This is a genomic window from Branchiibius hedensis (assembly GCF_900108585.1).
Classification (GTDB): Bacteria; Actinomycetota; Actinomycetes; order Actinomycetales; family Dermatophilaceae; genus Branchiibius; species Branchiibius hedensis.
This window is the reverse complement of record NZ_UESZ01000001.1, coordinates 3,404,222-3,421,765: the sequence shown is the minus strand read 5'-3', so window position 1 is coordinate 3,421,765 and position 17,544 is coordinate 3,404,222. Positions and strand designations below refer to the sequence as shown.

Here is a 17,544-nt window from a genome sequence, read left to right as displayed (position 1 = left end):
CGCTGGAGGCAGTCGGCTGGCCGGTCGCGCCCTAACCTGGCGGACATGTCCTCCCTGCCGGCCCGCACCCCCTGGGGTATCGCGTGGCGCTTCGTGCTCGCCCTGCTCGTGGGTGCGTTGTCGTGGGTGGCCTTCTTCCCGCAGGAGCAGGCGTCGGACCTGGTCAACCTGTGGCTGATGGTCGGCGATCCGTTGATCGGCGTCCTGTCTTTGATCGGGGCGCTGCGGTGGGTGCGGCGCTATCCGGTCGCGGTCGGGCTGATCACCTCGGCGGTGGCGTGCGTTGCGCCGGTCGCGGGCGGCGCCGCGTCGTACGCGCTCGGGTCGGTGTCAACCCGGCGGCGCTGGAGCGAGATCGCCGTGGTCGGTGTCGCCAACGTGCTGTCCGGGATCGTCGCGGGGCGCCTCTACAACCGCATCGAGGACGCCTCGCCGTGGTGGTCCGATCTGCTGATCGGGGTCCTCGTGACCGCGGTGGTGATCGCGGTCGGTGTGGCTGTCGGGCAGCGGCGGGAGTTGGTGGCCAACCTGCGCGAGCAGGTCGCCTCGGCGCAGCGCGAGCAGGCGGTGCGCGAGGATGCGGCGCGCGCCGGTGAGCGCACTCGGATCGCGCGGGAGATGCACGACGTTCTGGCCCACCGGATCTCACTGGTCGCCATGCACGCCGGCGCGCTGGCCTACCGACCGGATCTGACGGAGACAGAGCGCAGTACGGCGGCCCGCACCATCGAGGAGAACGCCCACCAGGCGTTGCAGGAGTTGCGCGACGTACTGGGCGTGTTGCGCGACCCGGCGTCCGGTCTGGATGCACCTGAGGGACCGCAACCCCTGATCGGAGACATCCCATCGCTGGTCGCCGAGAGCCAGGCGGCCGGCGTACGCATCGAGTTGGAGCAGCGGGTCACCGGCGAGCCGCCGGCGACCATCTCCCGCACGGCGTACCGCGTGGTCCAGGAGGGCCTGACCAACGCACGCAAACACGCCCCCGACACGGCGGTCCAGGTCTTGGTCGACGGCGCCCCCGAGGACGGCGTCAGCATTGTGGTGGCCAACCCACTTCCTCTGTCCCGCAACGGTTCTCAGCTTCCGGGCGCGGGGATGGGGTTGCTCGGGGTCAGCGAACGCGTCAGCCGGGTCGGGGGAACGGTCAGCCACGGGCCTGAGCGGGGCGACTTCCGGTTGGCCGTGTGGTTACCGTGGTCGACGTGATCTCGCCCGTGCGCATCGTGCTCGTCGACGACGACCCGATGGTGCGTACGGCGCTGGGCATGATCCTCGGGGGCGACCCGTCGCTGCAGGTCGTCGGTGAAGCCGCTGACGGGCAGGAGGCGCTGGAGGTCGTTGCTGCGCTGGACCCGGACGTCGTGCTGATGGACATCCGGATGCCCCGCATGGACGGGTTGACCGCAACCCAGGAATTGTTGCGTCGGCAGCCGCCGCCGCGGGTGATCGTGCTGACCACCTTCGACACCGACGACATGGTGGTGCGGGCTCTGCAGATCGGCGCTGCCGGATTCCTGCTCAAGGACACCCCACCGGCGCGCCTGGTGGAGGCGGTGCGTTCGGTAGCGGCCGGTGCCTCCACGCTGTCACCACAGGTCACCGCGGCGCTGGTCGCCTCGGTCAGCGGTTCGGGTGCCTCGAATCCGGCGCTGGGCGAGTTGTCCGAGCGGGAGCGGGAGGTGGCCGAGGCCATTGCGCGCGGGCTGTCGAACGCGGAGATCGCCGCTGAGCTCTACATGTCGCTGGCCACGGTCAAGGCGCACGTCGGCCGGATCCTGACCAAACTCGGGGTCGACAACCGGGTGCAGATCGCGTTGGCGGTCCGGGGCTAGTTCTCCGGCAGTTTGCTGACGGTCACCCAGCCGGCAGCGTGCGACAGTCGCTCGAGGTCGGGCAGGGTGAGTTCGACGGCGGAATCCGGGCTGCCGGCCGCGGGGAACACGGTCTCGAAGCGTTGCAGCGAGGTGTCCAGCCATACCGTTGCGCCCGGTGGATTCGCGAACGGACAGACGCCGCCGACCGGGTGGCCGGTCAACGTCAGGACGACCTCTGGTTTGAGCATGCTGGCCTTGCGGCCGAAGCGGCTCTTGAACAGCGCGTTGTCGCTGCGGGCGTCGCCGGCCAGCACGATGAGTTCGCAGCTGTCGTCGGTCTCGCCTTTGTAGGCAAGCGTTTTGGCGATCCGGGCCGGTTCGACACCAAACGCGGCCGCGGCGTCGGCGACCGTGTGGCTGGAACCGGGCGTCACGAGCAGTTCACCCTCGCGACCCAGCGCGGCGAAGTAGGCACGGACGGTGTCGAGCGACATGCCGTCACCGTAGTGCGGGCCCGGCCACAGACGCCGCATGGCCCACGAGATCAGCTCTCGTGGGCCACGTCGGGTTGTGATCCAACCGAGGTCAGTCGTGGCGCAATTTGGCCTTCAGGTTGGCGATCTTCTCGTCACGCTTGGCCTTGCGCTCGGCCTTGTGGGCCTCGTGCAACTTCTCCTCGGCGGCAGCAGCCGCGGCGTCAGCAGCCTCGTCGGCGTCGGCGATCTCGTCCAGCACGTCCTCCTCGGAGCGGCGCAGCACGGTGGCGCCGTTCTGGGACGCAAACTCATCGAGGGTGTCATTGGAGGTCTCTTCGACCTCGGCGACGATCGCGGTGCGACCGGCCGGAATGGCCCGACCAGCGGAGGACACCACGCTGTCGGAAGCCTCGCCCCGGTCCAGGTCCGCCAGCGACCCGATCAGGCCACCGGTGGCGCCACCCAGGAGCACCCCGAGCGGACCGCCGAGGACGCCGAGCAGCAGGCCGATGGTGCTGCCGCCCAGGGTGCCGATCCCGATCACGTTGTCCTGACCGTCGGTGACCTTCAGTTGACCGTCGGTCCCACGCTCGACAACGGCAGAGCTGTTGATGCGGATCGTCCCCGCGTCGAGATCCTTGAACTTGCTGAACGCCTCGTAGGCCTTGCTGGAATCGTCCCAGCTGATCAGCACGATGTTTTTGGTCATCACGAACTCCTTTGTCGCATAGGCAATCTGGCTCTTCGCGGGGCTCCCGGAAGCAAAGATCGTGGTTGCCCCGACCACGTGCGACGCTACCGATGCCGACCCCTCCCTAGGGGTGAGGTGACGGCAGTCCGGAACCCGTTGACGCAGGTGGGACAGCGGATCCCCGGACAGGGGACAATGTGGGCATGACGGATATCACTGTGAGCCAGGTTCCCGACGATGCGGTCATCCTCGATGTGCGCGAGCAGGACGAATGGGACGCCGGACACGCGCCGAACGCCGTACACATCCCGTTGTCGGAGCTACCCACGCGGATCGACGAGTTGCCGGAGGTCGATGAGTTGCCGGTGGTCTGCCGCCGGGGCGGTCGTTCGGCCCAGGCGGTGGCGTGGCTGGAGCAGCAGGGCTTCGACGTGGTCAACGTCGAAGGCGGGATGAGCGCGTGGGAGTCGGCCGGTAAGCAGCTGGACCGCGACGGCGCGACGATCATCTGACCAGTGCTTCCGAAGGAGTCGCCGTCAGCGGCGCATCTGGCGGTCGGGGCCGTCCTGGGGGTCATTGTCGGCGCGATCTTCGCGGCGACGACCGGGCGGTTGGTGGCCTCGGTCCTTGCGGGTTGGGCGGCTCTGGCGCTGACGTTCGTGGTGTCGATGATCTGGACGCTGTGGCCGCTGGACCCCGCGCAGACCAACGCCCGCTCGACCCGGGAGGAGCCCTCGCGGCGGCTCACGCACACGGTGGCGCTGGCCGCCGCGGTGCTGAGTCTGGCCGGGGTGATCGCCGTGATGGCCTCGGGTAACCAGGAGGACCGGATCGCCAGCATCGTGGTCGCCGTCCTCGCCGCGTTGTCGTCGTGGGCGATGATCCACGTGCTGTATGCGCTGCGCTACGCGCGGATCTATTACACCGAGCCCAAGGGCGGGATCGACTACCACCAGACCCAGGACCCGCAGTACTCCGACTTCTTCTACACCGGGTTCGCGGTGGGCATGAGTTACGCGATCTCCGACACCGATCTGGCGTCGACGCAGATGCGCAAGTCAGCGTTGGCGCAGAGCCTGCTGGCGTATGTGTTCGGCGCGATGATCCTGGCGGCGCTGATCAACCTGATCGCGGGGCTATAGGGGTCAGCGACCGATCCAGCCCAGCTCACCCGCCGCGCTGCCGGCGAGGAACAACCCGGCGAGTGCAGCGATCCACAACGTGGTCTCCCGGGCGCTGCGGGTGAGCCACTGGTCGAGCCGTTGCAACGCTGGAGCAATCTGCCGGTGCGCGGCCAGTCTGGCGAGGGTGGCCAGCGCAGCTGGCAGAATCATGACCAAGCAGTACGCCGCGACCAGGGCGACCGCGACCAACAGGTTCGATGCCTTCCGGGCAATCAGCCCGGTTCCGATCAGGTAGGGCAGCATCGTGGCGACTTCGATCACGACCGCAGCGATGGCCAGCCCCATCAGAGAGTTCCTCGCACCCTCGCCGGTGACCCGATCACGCCATTCGCGCAATCGCCCGGAACTGCCCCTGGGCGTGGAACTGGCTCCGACCCCGAAGGCGAAAAGCCCCACACCGAGCGCGAGTTGACCCAGAAGGACGGGCGTGCTCGAGATGAGCCCACCGGCTCGATCGAGGACCGCACGGCCACCGGACACCAGGACGACGCCGATCACCAGGTACGCCGTCGCGACGGTCGCGAGATACGTCGCCAGGGCGCGACCTCGGAGAACCCCTGGGGCCGTGAGGAACCACAACGGAATCAGCAGGGTGCCAACGCTCATCGAGTCCGCGAGAGCGAGCGCCGCGAGGACGCCCAGGTCGTTCATCGTCATCGTGCACCCTTCGTGTTAGTACGGTCGTACTAATACGACTGTACTAGACTGTGGCCATGGCGCAACTATCTCGCGACGCCCGCCGGGCTCGATTGGCAGAGGTGGTGTGGGCGATCATTCGCGAGGACGGCATCAGCGCAGTGTCCGTGCGATCGGTCGCGAGTCGGGCGGGGATCGCGGTCGGGTCACTGCGGCACCTGTTTCCCACGCAGACCGAACTGCTCGAATTCTCCGCAGAATTGATGCTTCGGCACGCTACCGAGCGGATTCAAGCCGTGCCTCGCGAAGGCGATCCGCTGGAAGTCGCCTGCACGATCATCGATCAGTTGCTGCCGATAACCGATGATGTCCGAGCTGAGTTCGAGGTCAATCTGGCACTTATCGCCGAGGCCCCTGCGTATCCAGGGGTACGCCGTTTGCGCGACCAGACCCATCAAGCATTGCTGGAGTTGACCTCGGCCGTCGCCCAGTGGCTCGACCCAGCCGCGACCGAGACGGACGGAAGGCGCCTGCTAGCCCTGACCGACGGTCTGGCCCTGCAGTTGCTGCACGACGAGACGATCGCCGATCAAGCTCGGTATCTCATCCGGACCGAACTGCAGTCGATCGCCGATCGGGGAGCAGCACGACGGGGATCGTGAGGGCCAGCAGCACCGCTCCGAAGAGCATCACCGCAGTGCCGGAGACGTGCTCCAGCGCCAGGGTGATGAGGTACGGAACGGCGAACCCGACGTACGTCAGGCTGTAGAAGATCGCGTTGAGGGTGCCCAGGTCGCCCGGTTGGGCGACCGACTCCACCCCGGTCAGGCCACCGACGAGGATCAGCCCGTACGCCGCGCCAAGCCCGATCGCGGCCGGCACCACCAGCCACCACGCGCCCGTCATCGCCATGACCGCAGCGATCAGCAGACCGGCGGTCCCGGCGAGCGCCCCCGCGATCAGCATCTTGGACGCGCTGCCCAGACGCCGACCGAACGGTTGCAACAGCACCCCTGAGTAGAGCGTAAGCGCCGCGAGCGCACCGCCGACTGCGATCGAAGGACCGGGGATGTGGGTCAGCACCGGAAGCGTCGCAAAGCTGACGGATGCACAACCGAAAACCCATGGTGCAGTGGGCAGTACGCGACGGATGAAGGTCGGCTGACGCAGGGCCTCGGCGACCTCACTCTCCTGCTCGCGCTCGGTGACCACAGCTCGCGCGGGCTCGGGCGTGTTCCACGCGATCGCCGTGATGACGGCAGCCAGGACCAGGTGTGGCAGGTAGGGCAGCACGGTCGGCCAGGGCGCCCATTGCGCGAGGACCCCGGCCACCAACGGTCCGCTGGCAAAACCGGACGACAACGCGATGGTGGCGCGCCGGGCACCGGTCCCGGCTGCTCCGGCGGACAGTTCCTTCACCCAGGCCGTACCCGGCGCGAACGCCGCGCCGGAGGCGATCCCGGCCAGCAACCGGCCGAGCAGCAGCAACCACAGGTGGCTGCCGCCGGCGATCAGCACGCAGGTCGCGACGATGGACAGCAGCAACACCGGTCGCAGCACCCGGCGCCGCCCGATCCGGTCCGAGATCGGCGAGACGATCAGCAGCGCGGGGATGATCCCGATGGCGTAGGCACCGAAGAGCAGGGTGACCGCAGCGGACGAGGCGTGATCGTGCGCTTTGTAGACCGGCAGCATCGCGGCGAACTGGTTGGCTCCCCAGCCGACCGCGAACAGCGCGAGGGCAGCGCGCAACCAGGGAGTCTTCACGCCGCCCCACCATACGGAGGCTATGGATTCAGTTCAGGGCGGGGGTGTCGGTCGGGATGACCCCACCGTCGTAGAGCGACTCGCCGAGGTCGCGCAGCGCCCGCAGCGCGACGCGCTGGGTCAACGGTCCGTAGGAGATGCGCGCGACACCGAGCGCTTCGTATTCCTCGGCAGGCAACGCACCGGGCAGACCGATGACCGTGAGCCGGCCCGGCCCGAGACCCTCGACCAGTCGCCGCACGTCACCGGCGCCCACGGCACCCGGCACGAAGACCACGGGAGCGCCCGCGTCGATGAACGCCCGGCCGCGCCTGATTGCTTCCTCGATCCGGTCCTCCCGAGACAACGTGTCGTTGCGCATCGCGTCGGTGCGCGCGTTCAACTGGAACTGCACCCCCTCTGCCAGAGCGGCCTTCGTGATCGCAGCCACCCGCGCGACGGCCTCGTCGAAGGGCCGGTTGCGGTCCTCGACGTTCGCGCCCACGATCCCCAGCCCGATCGCGCGGCGGACCGTCTCGCCCGGGTCGTCGTACCCGTCGTCCAGATCCGCAGACACCGGCAGATCCACGGCATCGACCACGACCTTCGCGCCCGCCAGGGCGACGTCCAGCGGCATCCCGCCATCGTCGTACCCAAGGGAGGCGGCGATCGAATGCCCAGCGGTGGCAATGGCTTTGGTGCCGGGCAGGTCAGCGATGGTCTTGGCGCTGATGGCGTCCCAGACGTTGACGACCTGCAGGATCTCGGGGGCTTCGTGCAGCGCCTTGAGGGTGAGGGCGCGGTCCGCGGTGCTCATATCCCTGGACTGTAAGCACCCGTCTACGATCGCGCTATGACCCTTCGGCGGCTGGGCTTCCTCACGATCGGCCTCTTCGACCCCTCCGATCCGGCGCCGGGGCACGAGTCGTTGCTGCAGGTGATCGAACTCGGCGAGCAACTCGGCTTCGACAGCGCCTGGTTGCGGCACCGGCACTTGCAGCACGGCGTCTCCTCGCCCATCGCGATCCTGGCGGCGGCCTCCCAGCGCACGTCGCGGATCGCATTGGGCACGGCGGTGACGCCGTTGGGCTGGGAGAACCCGCTGCGTCTGGCCGAGGACTTGGCGACCGTCGACATCCTGGCCGGCGGGCGGATCAACCCCGGCGTGAGTGTCGGGCCGCCGATGAACTTCGACTCGCTGCGCGATGCGCTCTATCCCGACACCGCCGACGTCGAGGACTTCACCTACGAGCGGGTTCTGCGCCTGGTGCGCTTCCTGCGCGGTGAGCGGGCCTCCAGCTTCGAAGGCACCCGCGGCATCGAGGTGTTCTCTTCCATCGTCCAGCCGCACTCGCCGGGTCTAGCCGACCGGGTCTGGTACGGCGGGGCGAGTCTGCGCTCGGCGGTCTGGGCCGGCCGCGAAGGGCTGAACTTCCTGACCAGCAGTGTGCTCAAACCCGAACCGGAGGACGGGCTGGATTTCGCGCGCATCCAACAGGAGCAGATCCGCGCCTACCGTGCGGCGCACCCGCTCGGCTCGAAAGCTCGTGTGTCCCAAGGGTTGGTGGTCATCCCGACGGACTCGGCGAGCCCGGAGCAGAAAGCCAAGTACTCGGCGTACGTCGAGGCTCGGCTGCCGCGCACGCGCGAACTCCAGGGGCCGGGCATGCTCTTCTCCCCCGACCTGATCGGCACGAGCGCCCAACTCGCAGAGCAGCTTTCGGCGCACGCGGGCTATCAGGAAGTCGACGAGGTGGTCTTCGCGCTGCCGTTCAGCTTGCAGCACGAGGACTACGTGCAGATCCTGACCGACATGGCCCAGCACCTCGGGCCGGCGCTGGGCTGGTCGCCAGCTACTTGAGCAGCCGGGACATTCGCCGGTCGGCGAGGATCTTGCCGCCGGTCTGACAGGTCGGGCAGTACTGCATCGACCGGTCCGCGAACGACACCTCGCGCACCGTGTCCCCGCACACCGGGCAGATCTCGCCAGTGCGACCGTGCACCTGCATCCCGGCCCGTTTCGCGTCCTTCAGATCCTTGGCCGGCTTGCCTTCGGAGGCGGCGATCGCCGTCTCCAGCGTGGCTCGCAGCGCCAGGTAGAGCCGTGACACCTCTTCCTCCGTCAGCGATCCCGCCACGGCGTACGGCGACAGTTTGGCCGTGTGCAGCACCTCATCGGAGTAGGCGTTCCCGACGCCGGCGATCACCGACTGGTCGCGCAACAACCCCTTGATCTGCGTACGCCGACCGGCCAGGAGCGCGGCGAAGTCCGGTTCGGTGAGGGACAGCGGCTCAGGTCCCAACGACGCAATTCCCGGGACCTCGGAAGGTGCTCGCACGACGTACGCCGCCAGTCGCTTCTGGGTCCCGGCCTCGGTCAGGTCGAACCCGGATCCGTCATCGAAGCGCATCCGCACCGCGATCGGCGACTTCCCTGGCCGCAGAACGGTATTCGACAACGACTCCGACCAGCGAAGCCACCCGGCCCGGGACAGGTGGAAGACGAAGTGGATGCCGTCCACGTCGATGTCGATGAACTTCCCGTGCCGGGCAACGGACGTCACCATCAGGCCGGAGAGGGCCGTCACCGGCGGGTCATACGTCTTCAACACACTGAACGAACCCAGTTCGACCCCGGCAACCGCGTGATCCACGATCCGCGAGGACAGGAAGTCGACCAGGCCCTGCACCTCCGGCAGCTCAGGCATCCCGCTCCCCGGCCGACGACAGCGTCGTCGCATCGATCCGAGGCGTCACTTGCTCCCACTGCCGCCGCGTCGCTGCGCGGGCGAACTGGAACGCACCGCGCAACTGCCGGTGCAACGCGTAACCATCCGGTCCTTCGAAGACCATCACCCGCACCGGGCGACCGGTCACATCGTCGTGGGTCAGCGGGTGCCCGTGGGAGAGCACCTTCTGGGTCGCGGTCAGTTTGCGGATCGCGATGCCAGCGACATGGTCGGGCTGCTCGAGGGTGAACTCCTCGTAGATCTTCGGGTCGTGCTGGCCGTCGTCGCCGACGAGTAGCCATGACACCTGGGGGAATTCGCTGGCCAACCGACGCAGCGCACCCCGTTTGTGACCCTGCCCGCTGCGGAACCACGAATCCTCGGTGGGTCCCCAGTCGGTGAGCAGCATCGGGCCGGAGGGAAACCCGTGCCGGCGCAGGAACCGTCGCAAGATGGGTTCGTTGTTCCACGCTCCGGTGGACAGATAGATCACCGGGGCGTCGGGTTCGCGGGCCCGCAGCGCCCGGTAGAGCGCAGCCATTCCCGGCACTGCGCGACGGGCGGTCTCGACCAACACGAACGAGTTCCAGGCCGCGATCATCGGCCGCGGCAGTGAGGTGACCAGGCAGGTGTCGTCGATGTCGCTGACGATCCCGAAGCGCACGTCGTCGCCGATGATCTGCAGCTTCACCTGCTGCACGACCCCGTCCGCCGTGATCGTCGCCTGCTGCCAGCCGTCGGGCAGACCGTGCCCTTCGACGACCAGATCGAAGTAGCCGCCGCGGTCGGTCACCGTGGTCACTTCGGCGTCGCCGACCGTGATGGTGACGTCGATCTCGGTCAGCGGCGCCGTGAAGTAGGCCCAGTACCCGCGTCGACCATCGGGGTGCTCCTGCTCCCAGTCCTGGTTGGGGTCTCCCGGGCGACTCAACACCACGCGCCCGAAGACGCGCGCGAACCGCGGGCTGCCGTACCCGACGTACCCCAGAACCCGCGTCGTCCAGCCCCGACCGGCCAGGCGCCCCGCGAGCCAGTCGTTCAGCGCGTCTTCGGCGCGTGCAGCTAGATGCCTCTCGGACATGGGCACAGCCTATGCGTCGACCTGCCCCGGCACATCTATCCTGACGCGGTGGTGAGCGACCCGCAGGCTGGTCTGAGCCGGCGGGGTGTGCTCGCGGGTGCAGCCGGAGTCGCCGGCATCCTGGGCGCAACGCAGTGGTGGCTGACCGAGCACCCCGGACCGATCTCGCTGCTGTCGCAGACGATCGCCTGGCAGCGCCCTGGTCACCGGGTGTTCGTGCAGGACCCGAGGGACGTCGTACCCTCCTCCCGCGTCCTGACCGATGCCACCTCCCGGGAGGAGTTGCTCGCCGGGGAGCAGGAGTGGCGCGCAGCGGCGCCGGCCTGGCTGCGGCAGGGCCCGTTCAGTGTGCTGGCTGACAGCGCCATGCTGGATCTGCGGGTGCTGAGCCTGGGATTGCCGGCGACCGCCGCGGGTTGGTCGAAGCGGTGGCGTTACGTGTGGCCCCGTGATGCGAGTACGGCGGCCGCGGCCCTGGCCGTGATCGGCCAGCCCGCGGGGGCGCTGGCGAATCTGTCCTATTTGCAGCAGGTTCAGCGAGCTGACGGCTGGTTCCAGGCTCGCTACGACCCGCTCACCGGGAAGTCACCCGACGACCGGACCCGCCAGTTGGACGGGGTGGGTTGGGCGCTGTGGGCGACCGATCAGGTACGCCGAGTGCTCACCTCCGGCGCGGACCAGGCGGTGGCGTCGTTGGCTGACCTGGTGCGTCGTAGCACCGCCCTCATCCTGGAGGTGACGGACAACGGCCGGCAGTTGCCACCCGCGGGTCCGGACTACTGGGAGATCAGCGAGCGGATCGTCACGCTGGGCACGGTGGCGATGCTGGCCGCGGGTCTGGAAGCAGCCACGCACCTGTTGCCGATCCTGGACGACGATCCGGCACCGGCGACGGCCGCACTGCGAGAGTTGGACGCGTTGCGCGAGCAGCACTTCGCCGCTTTCCCCCGGCATGCCGATGGCGATGACCCCGACGTCTCGATTGTTTTCACGATGCCGCCGTTCCGCCAGGAGCCGGCCCCCGGGGCACTCGAGGCGCTGGTGTGCTTGAAGCCTCGGATCACCCGCAGCGCCGGCGGTCTGGCGCCGGGGTCCGGCTGGCGCGACGACGGGATCAGCTGGACCCCGGAGACGGCTCTGGTGGCGTCGGCCTTCGCGGGTACGGGTGCAGGCGACAACGCGACGTACTTGCTGCATTGGCTCGAGAATCACCGGACGGCGGCCGGCTCGCTGCCCGAGAAGGTCCTTGCCTCGGGGGCGCCGGCCGCGGTGGCCCCGCTGTCCTGGACGGCCTCGCTGGTGCTGCTGACCATCCCCCGCCTGACCCCCTGACTTTTGATGCGCTAGCGACGTGAGATCGCAGACCTCAGGTCGCTAGCGCATCAAAACTGGGGGGGCAGGGGTCTCACATCTCGTCGGCCGTGGTCAGCAGCTCGGCTTCCTCGATGGAGTCCCGCTCGAGAGCGCCGTGGCGCGGCTCCTCGTCGATGTGTGCGAACAGCGGCCGCCAGGCAATCAGCACCCCCATGGCCAGCAGCACCATCACGGCACCCAGCCAGAACGGGGCGTGCGGGTTGATCTTCTCGCCCAGTTTGCCCGCCAGGTACGGCGCGATGGAGCCACCGAGGAACCGCACGAAGCTGTAGGCGGCAGACGCTACGGGCCGCTCCACCGGAGCCGCCTTCATCACGGTCTCGGTGACCAGGGTGTTGTTGATACCGAGGAAGATTCCGGCGACCACCACGCAGATGATGACCACCGGCTTCGATGAGGTCGCCAACGCCATCACCGCCAGGATCAGCGCGAAGCAGAAGAGGGCGCCGGTGACGGAGTTCATCGTGCCGAAGCGAGCCTGCAGTTTCGGCGCCACGAACACCGAACTGATCGCCAGCATGATGCCCCAGCCGAAGAAGATGAAGCCGACCTGGATGGCGGTCATGTTCAGGGTGAACGGGGTCCACGCCAGCAAGGTGAAGAAGCCGAAGTTGTACAGCAGCGCGGTGATGCCGACCGTGCGCAGCGCACCATGCCGCAGCGCCCGCAGCGGCTCGAGGACGGAGGTGTGGTGATCGGGCTTGGGCGTCGTGGGCAGCAGGAAGGCGGTCACCAGCATGGCGATGACCATGAGCACGGAAACGCCGAAGAACGGTCCGCGCCAGGAGATCTCACCCAGCAGGCCACCGATCAGCGGACCGGCCGCGATCCCCAGACCCAGGGCGGCTTCGTACAGCAGGATCGCCTGGGCGACCGAGCCCCGGGCAGCGCCCACGATGGCCGCGAGCGCGGTGGCCACGAACAGCGCGTTGCCCAGACCCCAGACGGCACGCCATCCGATGATCTGGTTGATCGTGCTGGAGGATCCGGCCAGCGCCGAACCCACGACGATGATGCCCAGACCGACCAGCAGGGTCTTCTTGGCGCCGATCCGGCTGGAGACCGCGCCGGTGATCAGCATCGCGAAGGCCATCACGACCAGGTAGCTGGTGAACAGCAGCGATACCTGCGACGGGCTGGCGTGCAGTTGTTCGGCGATCGGGGCCAGGATCGGGTCGACGAGGCCGATGCCCATGAAGGCGATGACCGAGGCGAACGCCACGGCCCACACGGCTTTGGGCTGTTTCCACATCGACACCTGCGACGAGGGTGCGTGTTCCATTTTGTTCCTTTGTGTATCTATATATGTGGGCGGACTTCACCACGCTCGTCGGGAACGTGGAAAAACTGCGGGGTGCTAGTCGTCGTCGACCGCGGAGACCATCCGGTCGATCGCGCCGATAGCAGTCTGGATCGCCGCGATTTCGTCCGTCGTCAGCGACGCGAGGGCCGGTGCGAGCGCGACTCGACGGGCTCGGCGTACCTCATCGAGGGCGGCACTGCCCTCGGGGGTGATCTCGATCAGGGCAACCCGGGCGTCGGAGGGATCCGAACGCCGTTGCACGAAGCCGGCCGCCTCGAGCCGCTGCACCTGGATGGTCATCGTCGGCTGACTCGAATGGTCGGCCACGGCCAACTCCCCGATCCGCGCCGGACCCACCTCGCTGATCAGCGCGAGCAGCCGGGCTTGTGCCGGCGGTGTGTCGAACTCCGCCTGACGAGTCGCCCAACGGTTCAGTCGCGCGACGGCGGACAGCAGCCGGGAGCCGGTGTCGGCCACCTCGGGGTCGATCACGACGGCAGCGGGAGCGTTCATAGGACCATGTTAAATAGATACACTATGTTTCGTCAACACCAGGCGCCCCGGCCGCCATTGGCCGGGGCGCCTGGTGTTCAGGACGGGCATGAAAACCCTGTGGGTAATGTTTTACACGCCCGCGCTCTGGTTCGTCTCCGTTTGCGCCGAATCTTCGGCCAACGTGCGCAGTTCGCGCTTGAGGATCTTGCCGGTGGCACCCTTGGGCAGCTCACCGATGAACTCGATCACCCGCGGGTACTTGTAGGCCGCGACCCGCTCCTTGATCCACTCGCGCAGCGTGTCCACGTCCAGGTCGGCACCCTCGGTCGGCACGACGTACGCCGCCACTTCCTCCCCGTAGTGCTCGTGGGCGATACCGATCACGGCCGCCTCGGCCACCTGCGGGTGCTCGTAGATGACCTCCTCGATCTCTCGCGGGTACACGTTGTAGCCACCGCGGATGATCATGTCCTTGGCCCGGTCGACGATGTAGTAGTAGCCGTCCTCGTCCTTGTTGGCCAGGTCGCCACTGAAGAACCAGCCGTCGCGGATCGCCTCGGCAGTCGCGTCGGGACGGTTCCAGTAGCCCTTCATGATGTTGTGGCCCTTGATCGCGATCTCACCGATCTCACCGGCAGGGGTGTCCGAGCCGTCGGAATTGGCCAGACGCATCTCGACGTCCTCGATCGGCGTGCCGATGGAGCCGGGCTTGCGCTCGGCGTTCGGGTGGTTGAAGGAGGCGACCGGCGAAGTCTCCGACAGGCCGTAGCCCTCCAGGATCTTGGTGCCGAAGCGCTCCTCGAACTTGCGCATGACCTCCACCGGCATCGACGAACCACCCGAGCAGCAGGTGCGCAGCGAGGAAACGTCCACATCCGGCAGCGACGCACCGGCCATCAGCATGGCGTTGTACATCGTGGGTACCCCCGCGAAGACCGTCGCCTTGTCGCGCTCGAGAATCTGCAGCGCCTTGACCGGCTCGAAGCGCGGGATCAGCGTGAGGGTCGCGCCCTTGGCGATGGCGGTGTTCATCGAGCAGGTCAGCCCGAAGACGTGGAAGAGCGGCAGACAGCCGAACAGCACGTCGTCGGAGGAGATCTGGATCAGGGTGCGGGCGACGACCTCCTGGTTGGTGTTCAGGTTGGAGTGGGTCAGCTCCGCGCCCTTGGGCCGGCCCGTGGTGCCGGAGGTGTAGAGGATGACCGCCGTGTCGTCGTCGGCGCGCTCGACGACGTCGGTCTTCGGCTCGTGCTGGGGCAGCAGCGCCAGCAGCGAGGCCGGGTCGGTTTCGAAGAACTTCACCCCGGCCTGCTCGGCGCCGGTTGCAGCATCCCCCGCCATCCCGAACAGCAGCGAAACGCCCGCGTCGGAGAGGTAGTACTCGACTTCGCGCGGCTTGAACAACGGGTTCATCGGTACGACGATCGCGCCAGCCTGCAGCGCGCCGTAGAAGATCACCGGGAAGGTCGGCAGATTCGGCTGCGACAGCGCGATCCGGTCACCCGGTTTGACTCCTTCGGACTCCAGGTAGCTGGCCAGTCGTCCAGCGGCGTCCTGGAGAGCGGCGTACGTCAACTCGAAGTCGTCCAACTTGATGGCGACGTTGTCTGGGTACGCGGCGGCGGAAGTGTGCAGATTCGCGGCGAGGTTGGTCATACTCCACGGTAACCGGCAAGTGTTGTCCGCGTCACACGGGCTGGTACAACCGCCGCACGAGCAGGGCCGCCACGGCGCCGGCCAACGGGATTCCGACCGCGGGCAGGCCGGCGACCAACCAGCCGGCGACCCCGACGATCATCCAGCCGTATTCCAGCACCAGACCCCACCGGCCCGGCAGTCGATGCGCCGCGTGCGCCGCCGCCCACAGGCCCCACACCACGGCCATCACCGCGATCACGCCCGCGGCGGCGAGCAGACCCCAGAGGCTCAGATCGCTCCAGGCCCCGTTGACCAGGCGCAACGCTGCGACACTGACCCCGCTGTAGACACCCATCTCGACCAGGAAATACCCCACGTCCCAGCCCGAGACCGGCCGCGGCGGCGCCGGTTGTGACGCTTCGGTACGGGCCTCCCGCGCAGCGCGACGGGTTGCCGGTACGTCGGTCATCACAGGCAGAACTCCAAGGGTTGAAAGATCAATCGATCGCGGCTGCGACGATACCTTCCGCGGCCTCCAGTCGCGTCATCGCCTCGTGCACCCCCAGGCCGCCGCGCAGCATCACGATGGCGACCTTGGCGCTCCCCCGGCCGCATCAATCGCCGCGTGCGCGGTGGCCGGGTCCACGCCACTGACCTGGGCCACGATCCGCTCCGCCCGATCGGCCAGCTTGGCGTTGCTGGCGCGCATGTCGACCATCAGATTGCGGTAGGTCTTGCCGATCCTGACCATGGCGACCGTCGAGAGCATGTTGCAGACCATCTTCTGCGCGGTGCCGGCCTTCAACCGGGTGGATCCGGTGAGCACCTCCGGTCCAGTCTCGACCTCGATCGCGACGTCGGCGAAGTGACTGATCGCCGCACCCCGGTTGCACGCCACCGACACCGTGGCGCTGCCCCGCTCGCGGGCCCGGCGCAAAGCCCCGATGACGTACGGCGTGCGCCCGCTGGCCGCCAACCCCACCAACACGTCGTGCCCGCCAAGCTCCTCCTGGTCCACGTCCCGGGCACCCGCGGACTCGTCGTCCTCGGCGCCCTCGACGGCCTGTTTGAAAGCTCCGGGGCCGCCGGCGAGCAGTGCGATCACCTGCTCCGGGTCGGTGTCGAAGGTGGGCGGGCACTCGACCGCATCGAGCAACCCGAGCCGGCCACTGGTGCCCGCACCGGCGTAGACCAGTCGGCCGCCGGAACCCAGCGCAGCGGCAACCGTGTCTGCCGCGCGGGCCACGTCGTCGAGGACCGCATGCACCGCTGCCGCGACCGTGGAATCCTCGGCGTTCATCAGATCGACCATCTGCCGAGTGGTCATCGAATCCAGTTGGGCTGAGGCTGGATTCGCCTGCTCTGTGCTCAGACCACCCAGGGAGAGGTCTGCTGGCGGGCCCGTCACTGTGGCGCCGTCCGGCGGCGCTGCCCGCGCCGGTTGAGCGACCTGCGGGAGTCGACGGCATCGAACGTGCGGCTCAGGGCGTCCGTGGTCTCAGCCAGTTGAGTGCGGGCCACCCCCACGAACAGCAGGTCAATGACCGCCAATTGCGCTGTGCGACTAGCGGTTGCCCCGGAGCGGAAGACGGTCTCGCGGGCGACGGTCGTGAGCACGATGTCCGCCATGGTCGCGACTGAGCTACTCGGGAAATTGGTGATGCCGATGGTGGTCGCACCGCGTTCGCCGGCCAGCCGCAACGGTTCGATCGTGTCAACGGTCTCCCCGGAGTGCGACACCCCGATGAATACGTCGCCTGCTCCGGCCAGCGCGGCAGCGGTCGCGGCGCCGTGGAAGTCCTCCCAGCAGAACGCGATTCGCCCCGAGCGGTGCAACTTGGCCGCGAGATCGCGAGCAACCCCGCCGCTGGCGCCCATCCCGATCACGTCGGTGCGCCCCGCTGCCGCGACGGCATCGATCGCGGCCTGCAGCGCCGTCAGATCCAGGTGCTCAGCGGTCTCCTGCAGGGCCCGCACTTCGTGATGGACGATGGTGTTGACCACGTCCGCCAGGGGCGAGTCGGCGTTCAGGTCCTCTGGTGGTTTGCGACTGGGGGCACTCAGCGCCCGCTCCCGGGCAGCACCGGCCGCGAGAGCGAGCCGTAACTGGGGGTAGCCGCCGAATCCGGTGGATCGGCTGAACCGGGCGACCGTGGCCACGGAGGTTCCGGCCTGGTGTGCCAGCTCGGTGATCGACAGACCTGCGGCACCGGCCGGGTCGTTCAGCACGACCTCGGCGACCCGGTGCTCGGCCGGCTGCAGGGACGGCAGCGCAGAGCGCAACCGCACCAGGACATCGAAGGACGGATCCGACTGGGTGTCACTCTGAGTCGCCATCGCACTCCTTGCAGCTCCGCCGGGAATTACCCGGCAG

At 68.1% G+C, this 17,544-nt stretch carries 20 protein-coding genes; 7 read left to right on the top strand and 13 right to left on the bottom strand.

The window, feature by feature from the left end; translation table 11 throughout:
* The first annotated feature begins 45 nt into the window (after positions 1-45).
* Together DR843_RS16595 and DR843_RS16590 are read left to right on the top strand one after the other, a co-directional pair.
* The gene (locus DR843_RS16595) at positions 46-1,209 is read left to right on the top strand and encodes a sensor histidine kinase (protein WP_109687590.1); all 1,164 of its coding nucleotides are present in this window, start codon (positions 46-48) and stop codon (positions 1,207-1,209) included.
* Entirely contained in the window at positions 1,206-1,835 is a 630-nt protein-coding gene (locus tag DR843_RS16590) for a response regulator (protein WP_109689106.1), read from the top strand. The genes DR843_RS16595 and DR843_RS16590 overlap by 4 nt, the downstream gene beginning before the upstream one ends.
* On the opposite strand, the gene DR843_RS16585 is transcribed toward DR843_RS16590, so the two are convergent.
* Together DR843_RS16585 and DR843_RS16580 are read right to left on the bottom strand one after the other, a co-directional pair.
* Positions 1,832-2,311 (bottom strand): YbaK/EbsC family protein, encoded by a 480-nt coding sequence (locus DR843_RS16585; RefSeq protein ID WP_109689104.1) that lies wholly within the window; start codon positions 2,309-2,311, stop codon positions 1,832-1,834. The genes DR843_RS16590 and DR843_RS16585 overlap by 4 nt on opposite strands.
* 91 nt (positions 2,312-2,402) lie before the next feature.
* Positions 2,403-3,002, bottom strand: a complete 600-nt coding sequence (locus DR843_RS16580; RefSeq protein WP_245934168.1) for a DUF1269 domain-containing protein — start codon at positions 3,000-3,002, stop codon at positions 2,403-2,405.
* 185 nt (positions 3,003-3,187) lie between these two features.
* On the opposite strand from DR843_RS16580, the gene DR843_RS16575 reads away from it, so the two are divergent.
* Positions 3,188-3,496 (top strand): rhodanese-like domain-containing protein, encoded by a 309-nt coding sequence (locus DR843_RS16575; RefSeq protein WP_109687588.1) that lies wholly within the window; start codon positions 3,188-3,190, stop codon positions 3,494-3,496.
* Between the two features lie 3 nt (positions 3,497-3,499).
* Positions 3,500-4,126, top strand: a complete 627-nt coding sequence (locus tag DR843_RS16570) for a DUF1345 domain-containing protein (protein WP_109687586.1) — start codon at positions 3,500-3,502, stop codon at positions 4,124-4,126.
* A gap of 3 nt (positions 4,127-4,129) precedes the next feature.
* On the opposite strand, the gene DR843_RS16565 is transcribed toward DR843_RS16570, so the two are convergent.
* Positions 4,130-4,825 carry a GAP family protein gene (locus DR843_RS16565; RefSeq protein ID WP_109687584.1) on the bottom strand — a complete coding sequence of 232 codons (696 nt, stop codon included), beginning with the start codon at positions 4,823-4,825 and terminating at the stop codon, positions 4,130-4,132.
* Positions 4,826-4,881: 56 nt separating this feature from the next.
* Between DR843_RS16565 and DR843_RS16560 the strand changes: the two genes are divergently transcribed.
* The gene (locus DR843_RS16560) at positions 4,882-5,466 is read left to right on the top strand and encodes a TetR/AcrR family transcriptional regulator (protein WP_109687583.1); all 585 of its coding nucleotides are present in this window, start codon (positions 4,882-4,884) and stop codon (positions 5,464-5,466) included.
* On the opposite strand, the gene DR843_RS16555 is transcribed toward DR843_RS16560, so the two are convergent.
* Both DR843_RS16555 and DR843_RS16550 read right to left on the bottom strand, forming a co-directional pair.
* Positions 5,408-6,571 (bottom strand): MFS transporter, encoded by a 1,164-nt coding sequence (locus DR843_RS16555; protein ID WP_170119906.1) that lies wholly within the window; start codon positions 6,569-6,571, stop codon positions 5,408-5,410. The two genes, DR843_RS16560 and DR843_RS16555, sit on opposite strands and share 59 nt — an antisense overlap.
* 28 nt (positions 6,572-6,599) lie before the next feature.
* Positions 6,600-7,367, bottom strand: a complete 768-nt coding sequence (locus DR843_RS16550) for an isocitrate lyase/PEP mutase family protein (RefSeq protein WP_109687579.1) — start codon at positions 7,365-7,367, stop codon at positions 6,600-6,602.
* 36 nt (positions 7,368-7,403) lie between these two features.
* Here DR843_RS16550 and DR843_RS16545 point away from each other — a divergent pair, with 36 nt between their 5' ends.
* Complete coding sequence (locus DR843_RS16545) at positions 7,404-8,411, top strand: LLM class flavin-dependent oxidoreductase (protein ID WP_109687578.1); 1,008 nt, start codon at positions 7,404-7,406, stop codon at positions 8,409-8,411.
* Here DR843_RS16545 and DR843_RS16540 read toward each other — a convergent pair.
* Positions 8,404-9,258, bottom strand: coding sequence for an Fpg/Nei family DNA glycosylase (locus DR843_RS16540; RefSeq protein WP_109687576.1), 855 nt, complete (start codon positions 9,256-9,258; stop codon positions 8,404-8,406). The genes DR843_RS16545 and DR843_RS16540 overlap by 8 nt on opposite strands.
* On the bottom strand, positions 9,251-10,360 hold the full coding sequence (locus tag DR843_RS16535) for an App1 family protein phosphatidate phosphatase (protein WP_109689100.1): 1,110 nt from the start codon (positions 10,358-10,360) through the stop codon (positions 9,251-9,253). Before DR843_RS16535 ends, DR843_RS16540 begins: the two co-directional genes overlap by 8 nt.
* Positions 10,361-10,411: 51 nt before the next feature.
* On the opposite strand from DR843_RS16535, the gene DR843_RS16530 reads away from it, so the two are divergent.
* Positions 10,412-11,692 carry a glycoside hydrolase family 15 protein gene (locus tag DR843_RS16530; RefSeq protein ID WP_109687574.1) on the top strand — a complete coding sequence of 427 codons (1,281 nt, stop codon included), beginning with the start codon at positions 10,412-10,414 and terminating at the stop codon, positions 11,690-11,692.
* 73 nt (positions 11,693-11,765) lie between these two features.
* Here DR843_RS16530 and DR843_RS16525 read toward each other — a convergent pair whose 3' ends face one another.
* From DR843_RS16525 to DR843_RS16500, 6 genes are all read right to left on the bottom strand, one after another.
* The gene (locus DR843_RS16525; RefSeq protein WP_245934167.1) at positions 11,766-13,016 is read right to left on the bottom strand and encodes an MFS transporter; all 1,251 of its coding nucleotides are present in this window, start codon (positions 13,014-13,016) and stop codon (positions 11,766-11,768) included.
* 75 nt (positions 13,017-13,091) lie between these two features.
* Entirely contained in the window at positions 13,092-13,550 is a 459-nt protein-coding gene (locus DR843_RS16520) for a MarR family winged helix-turn-helix transcriptional regulator (RefSeq protein ID WP_109687573.1), read from the bottom strand.
* A gap of 111 nt (positions 13,551-13,661) precedes the next feature.
* Entirely contained in the window at positions 13,662-15,188 is a 1,527-nt protein-coding gene (locus tag DR843_RS16515; RefSeq protein WP_109687571.1) for a long-chain-fatty-acid--CoA ligase, read from the bottom strand.
* A 31-nt stretch (positions 15,189-15,219) separates the two neighbouring features.
* Entirely contained in the window at positions 15,220-15,639 is a 420-nt protein-coding gene (locus DR843_RS16510; protein ID WP_109687569.1) for a YrdB family protein, read from the bottom strand.
* Between the two features lie 111 nt (positions 15,640-15,750).
* The gene (gene murQ, locus DR843_RS16505) at positions 15,751-16,497 is read right to left on the bottom strand and encodes an N-acetylmuramic acid 6-phosphate etherase (protein ID WP_245934166.1); all 747 of its coding nucleotides are present in this window, start codon (positions 16,495-16,497) and stop codon (positions 15,751-15,753) included.
* A 77-nt stretch (positions 16,498-16,574) separates the two neighbouring features.
* Positions 16,575-17,507 carry a MurR/RpiR family transcriptional regulator gene (locus DR843_RS16500; RefSeq protein WP_109687567.1) on the bottom strand — a complete coding sequence of 311 codons (933 nt, stop codon included), beginning with the start codon at positions 17,505-17,507 and terminating at the stop codon, positions 16,575-16,577.
* Between the last annotated feature and the right edge of the window lie 37 nt (positions 17,508-17,544).

Excerpts from the sequence above, each read along its gene's own strand:
- DR843_RS16535 (WP_109689100.1), bottom strand. The coding sequence starts at position 10,360 with ATGTCCGAGAGGCATCTAGCTGCACGCGCCGAAGACGCGCTGAACGAC.
- DR843_RS16575 (WP_109687588.1), top strand. The coding sequence starts at position 3,188 with ATGACGGATATCACTGTGAGCCAGGTTCCCGACGATGCGGTCATCCTC.
- DR843_RS16520 (WP_109687573.1), bottom strand. The coding sequence starts at position 13,550 with ATGAACGCTCCCGCTGCCGTCGTGATCGACCCCGAGGTGGCCGACACC.
- DR843_RS16515 (WP_109687571.1), bottom strand. The coding sequence starts at position 15,188 with ATGACCAACCTCGCCGCGAATCTGCACACTTCCGCCGCCGCGTACCCA.
- DR843_RS16550 (WP_109687579.1), bottom strand. The coding sequence starts at position 7,367 with ATGAGCACCGCGGACCGCGCCCTCACCCTCAAGGCGCTGCACGAAGCC.
- DR843_RS16565 (WP_109687584.1), bottom strand. The coding sequence starts at position 4,825 with ATGACGATGAACGACCTGGGCGTCCTCGCGGCGCTCGCTCTCGCGGAC.
- murQ (WP_245934166.1), bottom strand. The coding sequence starts at position 16,497 with ATGACCACTCGGCAGATGGTCGATCTGATGAACGCCGAGGATTCCACG.
- DR843_RS16595 (WP_109687590.1), top strand. The coding sequence starts at position 46 with ATGTCCTCCCTGCCGGCCCGCACCCCCTGGGGTATCGCGTGGCGCTTC.
- DR843_RS16585 (WP_109689104.1), bottom strand. The coding sequence starts at position 2,311 with ATGTCGCTCGACACCGTCCGTGCCTACTTCGCCGCGCTGGGTCGCGAG.
- DR843_RS16545 (WP_109687578.1), top strand. The coding sequence starts at position 7,404 with ATGACCCTTCGGCGGCTGGGCTTCCTCACGATCGGCCTCTTCGACCCC.
- DR843_RS16510 (WP_109687569.1), bottom strand. The coding sequence starts at position 15,639 with ATGACCGACGTACCGGCAACCCGTCGCGCTGCGCGGGAGGCCCGTACC.
- DR843_RS16580 (WP_245934168.1), bottom strand. The coding sequence starts at position 3,002 with ATGACCAAAAACATCGTGCTGATCAGCTGGGACGATTCCAGCAAGGCC.
- DR843_RS16500 (WP_109687567.1), bottom strand. The coding sequence starts at position 17,507 with ATGGCGACTCAGAGTGACACCCAGTCGGATCCGTCCTTCGATGTCCTG.
- DR843_RS16540 (WP_109687576.1), bottom strand. The coding sequence starts at position 9,258 with ATGCCTGAGCTGCCGGAGGTGCAGGGCCTGGTCGACTTCCTGTCCTCG.
- DR843_RS16560 (WP_109687583.1), top strand. The coding sequence starts at position 4,882 with ATGGCGCAACTATCTCGCGACGCCCGCCGGGCTCGATTGGCAGAGGTG.
- DR843_RS16525 (WP_245934167.1), bottom strand. The coding sequence starts at position 13,016 with ATGGAACACGCACCCTCGTCGCAGGTGTCGATGTGGAAACAGCCCAAA.